This window comes from Arthrobacter sp. NPDC058097, assembly GCF_042884885.1.
Classification (GTDB): Bacteria; Actinomycetota; Actinomycetes; order Actinomycetales; family Micrococcaceae; genus Arthrobacter.
This window is the reverse complement of the sequence record NZ_JBHVSZ010000010.1, coordinates 64,413-79,714: the sequence shown is the minus strand read 5'-3', so window position 1 is coordinate 79,714 and position 15,302 is coordinate 64,413. Positions and strand designations below refer to the sequence as shown.

Here is a 15,302-nt window from a genome sequence, read left to right as displayed (position 1 = left end):
AACGGTGCACTAGATGGTGACGTTGAGCCCTGCCGTGTAGCCGCCGGAGACGGACCCGGACATCGTGGCCAACTGGTAGATGCCGCCGTCCTCGCCGAACACGTTGTCCGATGTCAGTGTGGTGTTGGGGAAGTTCCGCGCGCTGGTTTCGTAGCCCGCGGAGGCGTAGACCTCGCGGCAGGCGGCATCGGTCAAGGCGATCTGCGAGACGGCAAGTACTTGCCCGGCCGCCGTGACATTGTTCATCGACTCGAACACCTCGAAATGGATATGCGGCCAGCGGCCGTTGTAGGCGCCGGGGTAGATGGTCTTGAAGGTGACCTGGCCGTTGGCGTCCGCCTCCTGCACCCCGCGCAGGAAGTTTTCGGTCTCCAGCCCCGAATCATAGAGCGAGTACCTCCCCTCCTTGTCGCAATGCCAGGCGTAGACGGCGGCACCGGCCAGGGGGACGCAGCCGGTGGCGTTATTCAGCAGGGTCAGCGTAACGGTCAGCGGCACACCGTCCGCTTTCGTGGCGGAGGTTCCGAAGCTCGAGGTGATGTCCTGCCGGACCACGCCGGAGGCTTCCAGCACGTTCGGTCCGTTGGAGCCGTCGCCCGGATACGGTCCGGCCGTTTCCTGCGGAATCTCCACGCCGCACTCGGCGATCGCCCGGGTCAGGGTGGGGGAGGCGGACGCCGTGGTGGCAGCGGAAGCTGCCGGCGCCGTCGTCGTTGTGGTGGCGGACGCGGTGGCGCTGGCCGTTCCGCTTGCCGTTGAGACGGCGGAAGGCGACGACGGCGATCCCGACGGTGCGGACGACGACCCGCCTGGCGTGCACGCCGCCAGCGCGGCCGCCGTTCCGGCGCCGAGGAACATGCCCAGCGAGCGGCGCGACATGAGCGTGGAGAGATCGAACTCGAGGCCGCGGTCATGGTTGGGATGCGGCTCGTGCCGCGGCTGCTGTCCCTCGGGGGTGGTTGTCATGGCACCATCCAACTCCAGCGGGCTATGGCCTGCATAGGGCCTCCCTGTGCAGGAGCTGTGGAACCGGGTTGAGTCAGCCGTCTCAGTAGTCCGGGTTGCTCGGGATAACGAGGCCGGTCTCGTAGGCGTAGACCACGGCCTGGACACGGTCCCGCAGGTGCAGCTTGGTCAGGATCCGCCGCACGTGTGTCTTCACCGTGGCCTCCGACAGGAAATAGCGGTGCGCGATCTCGGCGTTGGACAGCCCCTCGGACATGGCCTCCAGCATCTCGGTTTCCCGCGGCGTCAGGTCCTCCAGCAGCGGGTCGCGGGGAGCAGGTACCGCGGCCGGCGGGGCCGCCTCCAAGTCCAACGCATCCTGCGCGGGGGCGGGTCCGGCGCCACGGACGTACGTCTCCAGAAGCCGCTGGGTGACGCGGGGCGCCACCACGGCGTCCCCGCTGGCCACCACCCGCACGGCCTGGACCAGTTCGGCGGGTGCCACATCCTTCAGCAAAAACGCCGAGGCGCCGGCCTGGAGCCCGGCGAAGGCGTACTCGTCCAGGTCGAAGGTGGTCAGGATGATGATCCTGGCACGCGCACCGGAACTGGTGATGGCCCGGGTGGCCTCGATCCCGTCGAGCGTGGGCATCCGGACATCCATGAGCACGACGTCGGGATCGAGCCGGCCCACCTGGCGGACGGCGTCAGCGCCGTCGGAAGCCTCGCCCACCACTTCAAGGCCGTCCTCACCCTCGAGGATGAGCCGGAAACCCATCCGCAGCAGCGGCTGGTCATCCGCCAGCAGGACCCGGAGTCGCCCGGACTCGTTCATTCGTTCCCCCATTTGCCGTTCTCCGTGTTGCCGTCCTGCATCCGGCCGTCCTGCATCCTGCCATTCAGTGCCAGGACCGCCCGAACGCGCCAGCCACCGCCTGCTGCCGGCCCCGCCTCCACCGTACCGCCGAAGATTCCGGCCCGTTCCCTCATCCCGGTCAGGCCTTGGCCCGTCCCACCCGGGGTGACCGTGTCAACGGTGCCCCGGCCGTCGTCGAGCACTTCAATGGTGACCGTGGAATCCTGGCGCGCCACCAGCACGTCCACCCGGCTCAGCGCCCGGCCGTAGCGCAGCACATTGGTCAGCGATTCCTGCACGATCCGGTACACGGTCAGCTGGAGGGCCACGTCCTCGGGCAGCGCCGGTCCGGTGTGCGAGTAGTGGACCGGAAGGCCTGCGGTGCGGAAGCCGTCCAGCAGCTTTCCGAGGCTGGCGCCGTCCGCGAGCGGCTCACGGGGCGCCTGGCCGGCGGGCGCATCATCCCGCAGGACGCCGAGCACCCGGCGCATGTCTGCCAGGGCGGCGCGGCCGGTCCTTGTCAGTTCCGCGAGCACCTCCGCGGCGCGTTCAGGATCCCTGCGGACCACGACGGCGGCCCCGCCGGACAGGGCGACCATGACGGTCAGCGAATGGGCCACGACGTCGTGCATCTCCCGGGCGATCCGGTTGCGTTCGTTGACCGAGCCCAGGCGGGCAGCCTGGGCCGCCCAGGCCGCGATTTCCTGCTCGTGCTCGCGCCGCTGGCGGACAGAAATGCCGATTCCGGTGGCGATGATGTTGGAAAACGCGATGCTGGTGCCGGCCGCAATGCTGGTCACGAGGTGGAATTCCTCCGGCGATGCGGGTGGGTTGGGCAACTCCCGCTCGAGCGGCCCCACCGCGGACAGGAAATACAGCAGGGCCAGCGGCGCGGTTGCCACGGCCATTGTGACCAGGGCAAAGCGGCGGGTGTGGACCACGGCAACGGCGTAAAGTGAGAACCACAGTCCAGCCGAAACATTGGATCCCCACGGGTGCAGCAGGCTCACGCCAACCTCGGCCACCGCGACGAACGCCACAACGGCCACAGGATGCCGGCGCCGCAGGAACAGGGACAGCGCCACGGCGGCGAGCAGCCCCACGGCGGCCCACCTGCCCGCATTCACGGCGTCGATCACGGTGGGCACCACCAGCACGGCATAACAGGCGACCACCACGGCATCCGTCACCCGGGGACGCCGGTACAGGTAGCGCCGGAGCAGGCCACGGCGGCGGGCGGCGAGCTCGGCAAAGGACGCGTCAGTCTGGATGGCTGGCGCGTCCCTTCCGGAAACAGTGTCGATCATGGGCAGAGCCTGGGTGCGGCTAGACGTCCCGTTTCTTCAGCAGGACCATGGCCAGGACCACCGGCACCGCCACCCAGGCGCCCAGCACCAGGGCCGCCTGCCAGACCTCGAGCGTGTCCGGGACATGCTCCACGGCGGTCAAAGGGTTGATCGTGTTTCCGGGGAGGTACTTGCGTGCCTCCTCGAAAAAGTCGCCGGGGATGAGCTGGAACGCGATGGGTGCCACGAAGAACAGACCGACGAGTGCCATGATGCCGCCGGCTGAATTCCGCAGCAGCGTGCCGAGTGCCATGCCGATGGCGGCCACCGCGGCCACATAGGCGCTGGTGACGAGCAGCAGCTTGACGGGCTGCGAGCTGGCGAGGTCGAGTTTGAGGCCGAAGTTGTCCAGGATCGGCACCGCCACCAGGCCGGCGATGTACGTGGACACCGCCGTCAGCACAAAGGCACTGACAATGACCACCACGAGCTTGGCGACGAACGCCGGGAGCCTCTTGGGCACCGCTGCGAAGGTGGAGCGTGCCATGCCGGTGGTGAACTCCGAGCTCATGAGCAGGACACCCAGTGAGCCCAGGATCAGCTGCGCAAAGGACACGCCGGAGGTGGGGACCGTGACGGCGAGGTCGCCGCCCTGTGCCGCGATGGCCGCGGCGGCCTCGGGATCGGAGGCGGCCTGGTCCGCGAACTGGCCCGTTCCCCAGGCGGACAGGGCGCCGAAGCCAACCATGACGACGGCCGTCGAGGCCAGCAGGATCATGGTGGACAGGAGCGTCCGGAATTTGATGAATTCCGAGTTCAGGACCCGGAGGAAGCTTGGACCGGGTCCCGGGCCACCTGCGTGGCGGACGGCGGCGCGGCCGGGGCATGCTGCGGGCTGAATGGAAGACGATGTGCTCATGGCGTCAGTTGCCTCCGGACTGGGCGGGAACCGGGGCTCCCGTGGTGATCAGCGAGTGGTATTCGACCTCGTCCTTGGTCAGCTCCATGTAGGCCTCTTCGAGGCTCGCCTGGAGCGGGGTGAGTTCGTAGACAAGAACCCGGTTATCCAGTGCCGCACGGGCGATCTGGCGGGGATCCAGGCCCGTGACCTCAAGGAGTTCGTGGTCCTGCAGCTCCACCGAGACGCCGGTTCCGGCGAGGACGTTCATGAGCCGGTCGGGCTGGTCGGAGCGCACGCGGGTCCGGCTCTGGCCCTTGCCCGTGATGATGTCCTTGATGGGAGCGTCGGCGATGATTTTTCCGCGGCCGATCACGATCAGGTGGTCTGCGGTCAGGGCCATCTCGCTCATCAGGTGGCTGGAGAGGAAAACCGTGCGTCCCTCGGAGGCCAGGTACTTCACGAGGTTCCGCACCCAGACCACGCCTTCCGGATCGAGGCCGTTGACGGGTTCGTCCAGGATGATGGTCTGCGGATCGCCGAGGAGCGCGGCGGCGATGCCCAGCCGCTGGCCCATGCCCAGGGAGAACCCCTTGACCTTCTTCCGGGCCACGTCTGCGAGGCCTGTCATGTCGATGACCTCGTGTACACGTGTCCGCGGGATGCTGTGCGTGGCGGCCATGGCCAGCAGGTGGTTGTACGCGGAGCGGCTCGTGTGGACGGCCTTGGCGTCCAGCAGCGCGCCGATTTCGCGCAGCGGTGCCGTGTGCCGGGCGAATGGAACGCCGTTGACGGTGACCGTTCCCGCCGTCGGGGTGTCCAGGCCCATGATCATGCGCATGGTGGTTGACTTGCCGGCCCCGTTGGGTCCCAGGAAGCCGGTGACCTGGCCGGCTCGGACGGTGAAACTGACGCCGCCGACGGCGGTTTTGTCGCCGTAGACCTTCGTCAGGCCTTCTGCCTCAATCATGGAAGCTTTCCTTTGCATAGCTGCGGGCGTGCTGTCTGGTGTGCACGTTCCACGCTACCGACGCCGACTGCCGAATTCGCCGGTCTCAGGGATGATTCAGGGGCGAATCAGGGTTCTGCGTGTCATCCGGTGGGATGAGCGATGCGTTCCATTCCCGGCGTCAGCTGCCTTCCGCCGGTGAGTAGTAGCGCAGGGCGGCACGCTTCAGGGTGAACTCGGCGGCACGGACGCCGGGCATGGTTTCGCCGTCCACGGCGAGCACCATGGGGGCCGTGCCGCATTCCACGCGGATGCTGGTGGCTTCCGTCAGGTGCGTGATCCTGGACGTCGCCACCGTGCCGGTCAGCACGGACCAGAGCATCCGCAGCCGGGCGAAGGACTCGTCGGCGGTTATCATCCTGACATCCAGCACGCCGTCGTCCAGTACCGGCCGGAAGAGCGGGGCGTGGTCCCGCGGGTAGTAGCGGCCGCGGCCCAGGTACATGATCCACAACCTGTGCCGGACGCCGTCGACGATGAGCGTGATTGGCTTCTCCACGGCGAAGGTCCGGAACATCGCCACGACGCCGGCGAGCGGCTTCCCCAAAGCGGGCTGGAGATGTTCGCGGCGCCGCACCAGGTTGGGGTAGAGGCCGATGCTCGCGGTGTTGAGCATGACGAGCTCCACCTTTTCCGGATCGTCCGCAAGGCCGCGTTCCACCGCCACGGCGCCCACGTCGGCCAGCGCCGCTTCGCCGCGTTCCGCCGCGGCCACCGCCTCCACCAGGGAGGGCGTTCCGGCGTCCCGGGCGAAGTGGTTGAGGGTTCCGCCGGCCAGGACCAGCAAGGGAAGATCACGTTCGACGGCGGCAGCAGCGGCGGTGCCCACCGTACCGTCCCCTCCCCACACTCCAAGAGCGCGGATGCCCGGCACGGCGGCTGCCTCCGCCATCCGCTCGGCAACATCGTCATCAGGTGCCATCAGCGTTATATGCGCGAGAGGGAATACTTGCTTCAGGGCTGCCGCCGTTTCTTCCGTGAAGGAACCGCCCAGCGTGTTCACCGCGATACTCAGGCCATCGCCTTGCGGGACCTTGGCCGCTTCGACCCGCCGCCTGGCGGTGGCGGGCATGGGTGGCCGGACGGGCCACCACTTTCTCGTCACGAGGGCTGCCCCGGCCCCGATCGCCGAGCCGAACAGCACATCGGAGGGCCAGTGGGCTCCTGTATGCACCCTGGAGTATGCAACGCCGGCGGCCACCGGCGCGACGGCTGCTCCGAGCACCGGCTGCACCAGTCCGGCGCCGAGGGCGAACGCCACCGCGGATGCGGAGTGGCCCGACGGCATGGACGAGCTGGTGGGCTGCGGATGGACGAAGCGGAACACCGGCAGATGCTCGGGCAGCGGCCGGGCCCGGGGGAGCAAGGTCTTGAATACGAGGTTGGTCACGGCCGACGCCACGCCCTGGGCCAGCAGCCCGTGGACCGCGGCGCGCCTGGTGCGACCCGGGATGGCGGCTGCCACGGCCGCGACGCCGAACCAGAGCTTCCCCTTGTTGGCGGAGGCCGAGAGCCGGCGGAAGAAGGTGTCATGGTGCCCGCCCGGGAAAGCGGAGACAGCCCGCATCAGCGTGCGGTCCAAGGCGGCAACCCAGCCCGGGCCGCGGCGCAGCATTCGTCGCATTTCCCCACCCTACCGCCCGGTACAGGCGTGTGTTCCCGCTACGGCAGCTTTCCGCCCTGGCGGGTCATCCCCGCCGGGTCATTCCCTGCCGGGAAGCGGTTTGGCGACGCCGGCGAGCAGCAGGGCGACCAGGATAGGCACACCGATGGCCAGCAGTGCCAGGCGGATTCCCGTCAGGTCCCCCAGGTATCCAAGCAGCGGGGGACCGGCCAGGAAGGCGATGTAGCCGATGGTGGAAACCACCGCGACCCTGGCCGCCGCATGCCGCGGATCGTCCGCCGCGGCCGACATTCCCATCGGAAACGCCAGGGCCGCGCCCACTCCCCACAGCGCAGCCCCGACGGCAGCCAGCCAAAGGTTTTCGGCGAACACGAAGAGTGCCAGGCCCACGGCGGCCGCCGCCATGCTTCCCCGGAGCACTGCCACCCGGCCGTACTTGTCGATGACACCGCCGCCGACGAACCGCATGGCGGTCATGGCCAGCACAAAGAGGGCAAAGAGCAGCGCGCCCGTCGACTCGGAGCTCCCCAGCCCGTCCACCGACGCCTTGGCGATCCAGTCGTTGCCGGCACCCTCCGTCAGCGTGGCGCCGAGGACCACCACGCCGATCAGCAGGGTGCGGCCGTCCCGCCAGGCTGATGGGCCGCGGGGCGCCCTGGCTTCGCCGTCCGCCGGCCTTTCCGGTGCGGTGTGGGGCAGGAAATAGCGGGGGACCACCAGCGTCAGCACTACCACGGCCGCGGCGATAGCCAGCAGATGCTGGGGCAGGCCGACACCCAGCCCGGACAGGCCTGCACCGATCAGCGCACCCACGAAAGCACCGCCGCTGAAGGCCGCGTGGAACCTGGGCATAACCGTCTTGCGGAGCCGGTGCTCGACGTCGGCCCCTTCAACGTTCTGGGAAACGTCCCACAGCCCGACACCCATGCCGAAGAAGAGGAGCGAGACGGCTGTGCCGGGCACTGACTCAGCGAGCAACGATAGGGAGACTCCCACACTCGCCAGCGCGGCCAGGAGCCCGCTGGCGCGGACGCTGTTGGCAGTGCCGATCCGGGTGATGACATGGCTGGCAGTGGGCAACGCAATCAGCGACCCTACGGCCGTGCACAGCAGCAGGGTTCCCATCTGGCCCGACGAGATCCCCAGGATCTCCGTGACAGCCGGGATGCGGGCAGCCCAGTTCGCAAAGACCAGGCCGTTCGCACCGAAAATGATGAACGTGGCCAGGGCGGCGGCAGACACCTGCCGGCCGGCAAGCTGCTGGGTTGTGGTCATCCGACAACTCTAGCCAACCACCAACGCTCTCTCACTTCCTGCAGCAAACCGACTGACGCTCGGTCAGCGGGCGCGTTCCACCCGCTTCTCGTCCCAGACCGGCTCGGCGGATTCGTACACCTTGCCATCGGAGCCGAAGACCAGGAAGCGGTCGAACGTGCGGGCGAACCAGCGGTCGTGGGTGACGGCCAGGACGGTGCCTTCGAAGTGGTCGATGGCACGCTCCAGCGCTTCGGCCGAATGCAGGTCCAGGTTGTCGGTGGGCTCGTCCAGCAGCAGCAGCGTGGCGCCGGAGAGCTGCAGCAACAGGATCTGGAACCGTGCCTGCTGGCCTCCGGACAGCGACTCGTACTTCTGTTCCGACTGTCCGGCCAGCCCGTAGCCGTCAAGTGCGCCCGCCGCGGCCTCACGGCCAAGGCCGGAACGGTGCTCGTCGCCGCGGTGCAGGATCTCCAGCAGTGTCTTGCCGAGCAGGTCGGGCCGGACGTGGGTCTGGGCAAAGAACCCGGGCCGGATACGGGCGCCGAGTTTCACGGTCCCCTCGTGGGGCACTTCGGCGATTTCGACGTCGGAAACGGGTAGGTGTTCCCGCTCCGGATCGGTGCCCCCGGTGGCGAGCAGCCGCAGGAAGTGCGACTTGCCGGAGCCGTTCGAGCCCAGCACGCCCACGCGGTCCCCGAACCAGATCTCCGTGGAGAAAGCCCTCATCAGGCCGGTCAGCTCCAGCTGTTCGGCCACGATGGCCCGCTTGGCCGTCCGGCCGCCCTTGAGCCGCATCTGGACGTTCTGCTCGATCGGCAGTGCCTCCGGCGGGCCGGCCTCAAGGAACTTCGCCAGCCGGGTCTGGGCAGCGTGGTAGCGGTTGGCCATGTCCGAGCGGAAGGCTGCCTTGTTCTTGTACATGTTGACGAGTTCCTTGAGTTTGACGTGCTCCTCGTCCCAGCGCTTGCGCAGTTCCTCGAAACGGGCGTTCCGGTCCGCCCGGGCCTCCACGTAGGAGCCGAAGCCGCCGCCGTGGATCCAGGCACCGGCGCCGTTGATTCCCGGCTCGAGCGTGACGATGCGGCCCGCGGCGTTGTTGAGCAGCTCGCGGTCGTGGCTGATGAAGAACACCGTCTTTTTCGAATCGTTCAGCTTGGCCTCGAGCCAGCGCTTGCCGGGAACGTCGAGGTAGTTGTCCGGTTCGTCGAGGAGCAGCAGTTCGTCGGGGCCGGCGAATAGCGCCTCGAGCACCAGCCGCTTCTGCTCGCCGCCGGACAGCGTGGACGCCCGGCGGTGCTGGGCGCGGTCAAAGGGCAGGCCCAGGGCGGCCATGCAGACCTCGTCCCAGACGGTTTCGACGTCGTACCCGCCGGCGTCGCCCCAGTCGACGATTGCCTGGGCGTAGCGCATCTGGGTGGGCTCGTCGTCGTGCTCCATCATGGCCAGCTCGGCCTCATCTACGGCGCGGGCGGCGTCTGCCAGTGCGGGCGGTGCGGCGGACACCAAAAGGTCGCGGACCGTGGAATCGTCGCGGACCTGCCCCACGAACTGCCGCATGATGCCCATGTTTCCGGAGCGGCCGATGACGCCCTCGTCCGGGGTGAGGTCCCCGGCGATGATGCGGAACAGGGTGGTTTTGCCCGTTCCGTTGGGTCCGATGAGCGCTGTCTTGGTGCCATCCGGGACCTTGAAGGTCACCCCGTTCAGCAGCTGGGTGCCGTCGGAGAGGAAGTAGTCGATGCCGGAAACGTCAATATGGGCCACCGGGCAATTCTCCCATGCCCCGCCCGCCGGAGTTTTTGTCCAGATATCGTGCCCAAAAGGGCCCTAAAGTCGCGACAAGTGGACAAAAACTCCAGCGCGGGAGGGTGGATGCGCGGGGGGTGTCAGCCGGCGGCGGTCAGGAACTTCTTCAGGAGCGGGCCGGAGGTGGTGGCGCCGAGCCCGCCGTCCTCGACGAAAACAGCAACGGCCAGGTCCCCGTGCACGGCGATGATCCAGGCATGGGTCTTGGGCGGGTTGTCGTTTCCGAACTCGGCGGTGCCCGTCTTGGCACCAACGGGTTCGCCGGGGACGTCGGCCAGGAATCCGGCGTGCCCGGAGGTCACCACCGCACGCATCATGTCCGTGAGGGACGCCGCTTCCGCCTTGGTGACGGGGGTTTGGGCGGTCTTGGCGGGAGCTTCCGCTGTAACGGTCGACGACGGGGCGGAACCTTCCGCGGTCGGTGCCGGGGTTGCCGACGCCGATGCCGAGGGAGCGCTCTCCTCCACCAGGACTGGGGAGACCGGTGCTCCCTTGGCCACCGAGCCTGCCATGACGGCCGCTGCCAGCGGGGACATCAGCACCCTGCCCTGGCCGATCATGGCCGCCGCGTGCTCGGTGCCCTCGGCCTCGCCGGGCACGGAGCCCAGGAAGGCCTCAGCGCCCAGCTTCGGCGCCTCCACGGCGACCCCGAGGGAGGTGGCGGCCGACTCCAACTGCGCCTGGGTGACCTTGTCCCGGGCAGCGATGAAGGCGGTGTTGCAGGAATGGGCGAAGGCGTCACGCAGGGTCACAGAGCCGAGGGAGTCCTTGGGGTAGCCCTCGGCGTTCTTGAATTTCCGGCCGTCGACGGTGAGTGTGGGCGTGCATTCCACGGTGGAATCGGGGGTGAATCCGTTGCGGATCATGGCAAGGGAGTCCACCACCTTGAAGGTGGATCCCGGCGCGTACTGGCCGAGCATGGCCGTGTTGTAGCCGTTGCTTCCGGGCCCGGACGCGGCGGCCAGCACCGCCCCCGTGGAAGGCCGGAGCGCCACGATGGCGGACGCCGGCTTGATGCCTGCCAGGGTTTCCTCGGCAAGCTGCTGCAGTTTCGTGTCGAGGGTGGTCTGCAGCGGCGTGCCGGGTACTGCCTTCACTTCGAAGACGGTGCGCCGCGGGTCAGTGGGCGCGGCCTGGATCTCTTCGCGCGTCAGATCGGCGCGCTGCACACGGACAACGGTGCCGTCCGTGCCTCGGAGCTGGGCGTCGTACTGCTGCTGCAGTCCGCCCGTGCCGATGACGTCCCCGGCGGCCAGGGCGCCGTTGGACTTTTCGATCTGCTCCGCGCTGGCTTCGCCTACAGTGCCAAGGACTGCCCGGGCGAAGTTCCGCGTCGGCGCCAGCGGCAGTTCGTCCGGGATGGCCCGGCCACCGGGGATGGCCTCGATCTCGGCGTCTGTAACCGCACGGTCGCTGGTGTTGCGCAGCGTGATGGCAGGAACGAACGCCTCCGCGCCGGACGCCTCGACCTGCTGAACGTAGGCTGCGGGGTCCACGCCCACGAGCTTGGCTAGCTTGGTGGCGGAGTCCGCCGCGTCGGCGCCGCCCAGCTGCGGCTTGTCGATGCCCACGTTGACCACCGGGCGCAGCGTCACCAGCTTCTGGTTGCCGGCACCGAGGATGTCGGCGCGCGGGGACGGCTGGGTGGCCTTGCTGAGGATCTCGCCTTCCGCCAGGTTCGGGACCAGCAGCCCCGGCGACCAGACGGTAAGCCACTTGTCGCCGGATTTACGCAAGTCGGCCGAGACGGTGTACTTCCACTCACCGGTGGAGATCTTCCAGTTGTAGTTGAGCGGTATCCGCGCGGTGTCGCCGTCGAGCGTCAGCTCGCCCGCTTCGACGGACGGTTTGGCCGGCGCCAGTGCCTTGAAGACCTGGTTGAGCTGGTCGTTGGCCACCGACGAGTCTCGGCCGTCGAAGGCCACCGGGCGCAAGTCCAGGCCCGCGACGGCTGAGGCCAGCTGCTTGGCCGCGGCTTCCGCGCCGCCGCGGCCGTCATCGCACGCTGCCAGTGATCCGCTAAGTATGAGACCGACAAGGACAAGTGAAAGTTTTTGAGTGTTCCCCACCGCGCTATTATCCCCCGGCGGCAGTGGGCCGCCAGCCACGAAACAGCCACGCCACACCGTCGCGCTGCAGCCACGGCCCGTACCGGCTACAAGCCCAGTGCCGGGACGTCCAGTCCGAATATGTCCTTGAGTGCATATGTAGCGGCGCGGAACCCGGGCATGCCCGTGACGCCGGGTCCGGGCGGGGTGGACGAGGAGCACAGGTATATGCCGCGAGCGGGCGTGCGCCAGGGAACGGGCGAGACGACCGGCCGCTGGATCAGGCCGCGGGGGTCCAGCAGGCCGGCGCTGAAGTCGCCGCCGACGTAGTTCTCGTTGTAGGCGGCCAGTTCTGCCGCCGTCGTGACCTTGTGTCGCAGCACGAGGTCACGGAACCCGGGCGCGAAGCGCTCCAGCTGGTCCATGACGGCCTGGCCCATGTCCACAGTGGACCCCGCCGGAACATGGCAGTAGGTCCAGAGGATGTGCCTGCCCTGCGGCGCGCGGCCGGGATCGACCACGGACGGCTGCGAAACCAGGACGTAGGGCCGCTCCGGGTGCCGGCCATGGGACACGGCGTTTTCCGCCGCCGCCATCTCTGCCCGGGTGCCGCCCACGTGCACTGTTCCGGCGCCCGCCAGTTCCGCAGCGGTCCACGGCACGGGGCCGGACAGGATGAAGTCCACCTTGCACGCGCCGTTGCCGAACCGGAAGGACTCCAGTGCGCGGCGGTAGGCCGCGGGCAGGCGGCTGCCTGCAATGCGGGACAGGGCTGGGGGCGCCACGTCCAGAAGTACTGCCTTCGCCGGCTCGAGCTCCGCCAGCGACGTGACCCGGAATCCTGTCTGCAGCTCGCCGCCGTGGGCTTTGACGTCGTTTGCCATGGCCTCGGCGATGGCTGACGATCCGCCCACCGGAATCGGCCAGCCCCCGCTGTGCGCCAGCGCGTTGAGCAGCAGGCCCGCACCCGCCCCGGACAGGGACGGGAGGCGGCCCACCACGTGGGCTGCCACGCCGCTGACGAGAGCGGGTGCCCGGTCCTGCCGGAAGCGCAGGTTCCACAGAGGCGATCCCTGCTCAAAGGTCCGCAGTCCCAGAACGGCGGCGGCCAGCGGGTCACCGGGAACGCGCAGCAGCTGGTCGGACGTGGTTTGCACGACGCCGTCGATGTGCCGCACCAGCGGAGCGAGGAGCCTTCGGTACGCGTGGCCGTCCTTGCCCAGCTCGTCGGCGGTCCGGTCGAGCGAACGGTACGCCAAGGCGGACCGGCCACGATCCAGCGGTGAGGCGAACTGTACTGGCGGAAGCCGCAGGTCCACACGGCGCGCCAGCTCGAACGCCCGGAAAAAGGGCGAGGCCAGCGCCATCGGGTGCACGGCCGAGCAGACGTCGTGCCAGTGCCCTTCCTCTATGACCTGGGATGTCCGGGATCCTCCGCCGAGCTGGTCCGCGGCCTCGTACACACGCACCTTCAGTCCGGCCCGCGCCATGACGACGGCGGCGGCGAGTCCGTTGGGTCCCGAACCAACGACGGCGACATCAGGCATCGCGGGCAGCCGTTCGCCATGGCACCAGGGAAGCAGAGGGACGGAACAGATCGATCCGCAACCAGTCCGGTGCACCGTCGAAGGGACCCCCGTGGGGGTCGTCCATGTCGTGCCGCCGGATGGGATCGTACCTGGGGTCCCAGACGTCCCAGGCGACCCGCAGCATGAGATATGCCGTTGCAAGCATATGGGCGGCGACGGCCAGGACGTAATACGGCATGTCGATGTTGTGCTGTGAGACGCCACCGCTGGTCACTTGGCCAAGATACATCCAGATGGCCGCCCAGTGCAGCCCCTCAATGCCTTGCCAGACCAGGAAATCGCGCCACATCGGCCGGGCGAGGGCCAGCAGCGGCACGAGCCACAGGACAAACTGGGGCGAGTAGACCTTGTTGGTGAGAATGAAGGCCGCCACGATCAGGAATGTCAGCTGCGCAATCCGCGGCCGCCGGGGGGCGGTCAGGGCCAGGACCGCAATGAGGACGCAGGCCAGCAGGAACACATTCAGGGCCAGCGTGTTAATGGCCTCCGGGGTGAGGAGCGTCCAGCGCACCCGCCCGGCCACCAGGTTGTACGCAAACCAAGGCGAGCTGTAGCCCGCGGGGCGGTCCTGGGTGAACTCGAAGAAGTACTTCCAGCCGGCCGGGTCCCGCGCGGCAATGGGCAGATTGACGGCCAGCCAGGCTGACGCGGCTGACGCTGCCGGGACCACGAAGGCCCGGATCTTCCCTGTGCGCAGGGCCAGCAGGAAGATGGCGCCCAAGACCAGGACGGGGTACAGCTTGGTGGCGGTTCCCAGACCTATCAGGATGCCGGCAAGTACCAGCCGCTCCCGGGACAGGAAGTACATGCCGAGGGTCAGCATGGCCACGGCCCACATGTCCCAGTTGATCACGCCTGCGAGGACAATGCCGGGCGCCACGGCCACCATCGCCGCGTCCCAGGGCCGCCGCCGGGTCATGCGGGCCGTGGCCAGCACGGTGACGATCCAGACGGCGGCGACAAGGGTGGCGTTGACGTCGAAGTAGCCGAGGATCCGGGCGTCCGTGACTCCCTCGCCGGGAACCAGGAGCGCCGTGATGCCGGCAATCAGGCCCATCAGGACCGGATACTCGAAGAGGGCACCCGGGGTGAAAAAAGGAAATGCCCCGCTGCCCAGCCCCCGGTTGCGGAACAGTTCAGGGAAGTCTGAGTAGCAGGTCGCGTAAAACTGCGACGGCGTCTCCCAGCCGTTCACCCGGCAGTAGTCCTTGACGGCGATGGCAGCCAGGGCTGCGAGCACGGTCAGGATGATCAGCACGCGTTCCACCGTGAAAAAGCCGGGCGCGACCACCCCCGGGGCAGACCGCTGGCCCAGGGGCCCGCCGATGAGCTCTGTGAAGTTGCGCAGGAAACGGTCGCTGCGGCTCGGCACCACCAGGCGCGCGAGCTTTCGTTCTGGCGGCGGCTGTGTCTCCTGCATGTTCTCGAGCTTACCGGTGGGTCCCGGGCCGTCGGGTCGCCGGCAGACGGTTCAGCGCAGGCTGATCATCTGCTCGTGCATGAGCGCGTAGACGTCTTCCCGTTTCCGGTCCAGCATCTGGCCGTCGAACTGTGGCTGCTGGAGCGAGGCCGAACCGAGGCCGAAAAGGATCTCTTTTAGTTTGCGGAGCATAATTTCACCTCCTTTCTGGAAATGAGGCAAGAATCCGGGCATGGCAATTAGAGCCATTCAGGCATGCGAGGAAATGGCCTAAAAAAGGCAAAGAAATGCCCGGCAGAAAAATAGGAGCCGCAAAAGCGACAATTGGCCCACGGAACGGCAGCGCGGCAATCCCAACAAGAAGCAGGGTTCCGAATTATGGGCGAGCTGCGCAACCGCGTGGTTCCGCTACATCAGACCGCCGGGGTCAGAATTTCTGAGAAAGGCAAAATCCGCCGATGCCCCGCCAGCTCTTCCGCAAAAGCGCGGGAGAACGGCCGGGGGCCAGGATAGAGCCTGGAGTCAGAACTACGCTCGGGCGAGTCCGTGAAGAGGGCGCGGGTC

Annotated in this window: 12 protein-coding genes; all 12 read right to left on the bottom strand. The window is 68.1% G+C overall.

The annotated features are described in order from the left end of the window. Positions 1-9: 9 nt before the first annotated feature. Positions 10-966, bottom strand: coding sequence for an intradiol ring-cleavage dioxygenase (locus tag ACFVTE_RS17420; protein WP_387102485.1), 957 nt, complete (start codon positions 964-966; stop codon positions 10-12). 82 nt (positions 967-1,048) lie between these two features. Continuing rightward, a complete protein-coding gene (locus ACFVTE_RS17415; RefSeq protein WP_387102484.1) occupies positions 1,049-1,780 on the bottom strand; it encodes a response regulator in 732 nt (243 codons plus the stop codon). Further along, positions 1,777-3,108: a sensor histidine kinase gene (locus ACFVTE_RS17410; RefSeq protein ID WP_387102482.1), complete on the bottom strand. Its 1,332-nt coding sequence runs from the start codon at positions 3,106-3,108 to the stop codon at positions 1,777-1,779. Before ACFVTE_RS17410 ends, ACFVTE_RS17415 begins: the two co-directional genes overlap by 4 nt. 19 nt (positions 3,109-3,127) lie before the next feature. Further along, positions 3,128-4,006 (bottom strand): ABC transporter permease, encoded by an 879-nt coding sequence (locus ACFVTE_RS17405; RefSeq protein WP_387102479.1) that lies wholly within the window; start codon positions 4,004-4,006, stop codon positions 3,128-3,130. 4 nt (positions 4,007-4,010) lie between these two features. Next, complete coding sequence (locus tag ACFVTE_RS17400; RefSeq protein WP_387102478.1) at positions 4,011-4,955, bottom strand: ABC transporter ATP-binding protein; 945 nt, start codon at positions 4,953-4,955, stop codon at positions 4,011-4,013. Between the two features lie 160 nt (positions 4,956-5,115). Beyond that, on the bottom strand, positions 5,116-6,618 hold the full coding sequence (locus ACFVTE_RS17395; protein ID WP_387102476.1) for a bifunctional phosphatase PAP2/diacylglycerol kinase family protein: 1,503 nt from the start codon (positions 6,616-6,618) through the stop codon (positions 5,116-5,118). 78 nt (positions 6,619-6,696) lie between these two features. After that, positions 6,697-7,893, bottom strand: a complete 1,197-nt coding sequence (locus ACFVTE_RS17390) for an MFS transporter (RefSeq protein WP_387102474.1) — start codon at positions 7,891-7,893, stop codon at positions 6,697-6,699. Positions 7,894-7,956: 63 nt separating this feature from the next. Further along, positions 7,957-9,639 (bottom strand): ABC-F family ATP-binding cassette domain-containing protein, encoded by a 1,683-nt coding sequence (locus tag ACFVTE_RS17385; RefSeq protein WP_387102471.1) that lies wholly within the window; start codon positions 9,637-9,639, stop codon positions 7,957-7,959. Positions 9,640-9,761: 122 nt separating this feature from the next. Beyond that, positions 9,762-11,750 carry a penicillin-binding transpeptidase domain-containing protein gene (locus tag ACFVTE_RS17380; RefSeq protein WP_387102469.1) on the bottom strand — a complete coding sequence of 663 codons (1,989 nt, stop codon included), beginning with the start codon at positions 11,748-11,750 and terminating at the stop codon, positions 9,762-9,764. Between the two features lie 86 nt (positions 11,751-11,836). Beyond that, positions 11,837-13,276 (bottom strand): phytoene desaturase family protein, encoded by a 1,440-nt coding sequence (locus tag ACFVTE_RS17375; protein ID WP_387102467.1) that lies wholly within the window; start codon positions 13,274-13,276, stop codon positions 11,837-11,839. Next, on the bottom strand, positions 13,269-14,738 hold the full coding sequence (locus tag ACFVTE_RS17370; RefSeq protein WP_387102466.1) for a glycosyltransferase family 87 protein: 1,470 nt from the start codon (positions 14,736-14,738) through the stop codon (positions 13,269-13,271). Before ACFVTE_RS17370 ends, ACFVTE_RS17375 begins: the two co-directional genes overlap by 8 nt. A gap of 51 nt (positions 14,739-14,789) precedes the next feature. Continuing rightward, positions 14,790-14,930 (bottom strand): hypothetical protein, encoded by a 141-nt coding sequence (locus ACFVTE_RS17365; protein WP_387102463.1) that lies wholly within the window; start codon positions 14,928-14,930, stop codon positions 14,790-14,792. Between the last annotated feature and the right edge of the window lie 372 nt (positions 14,931-15,302).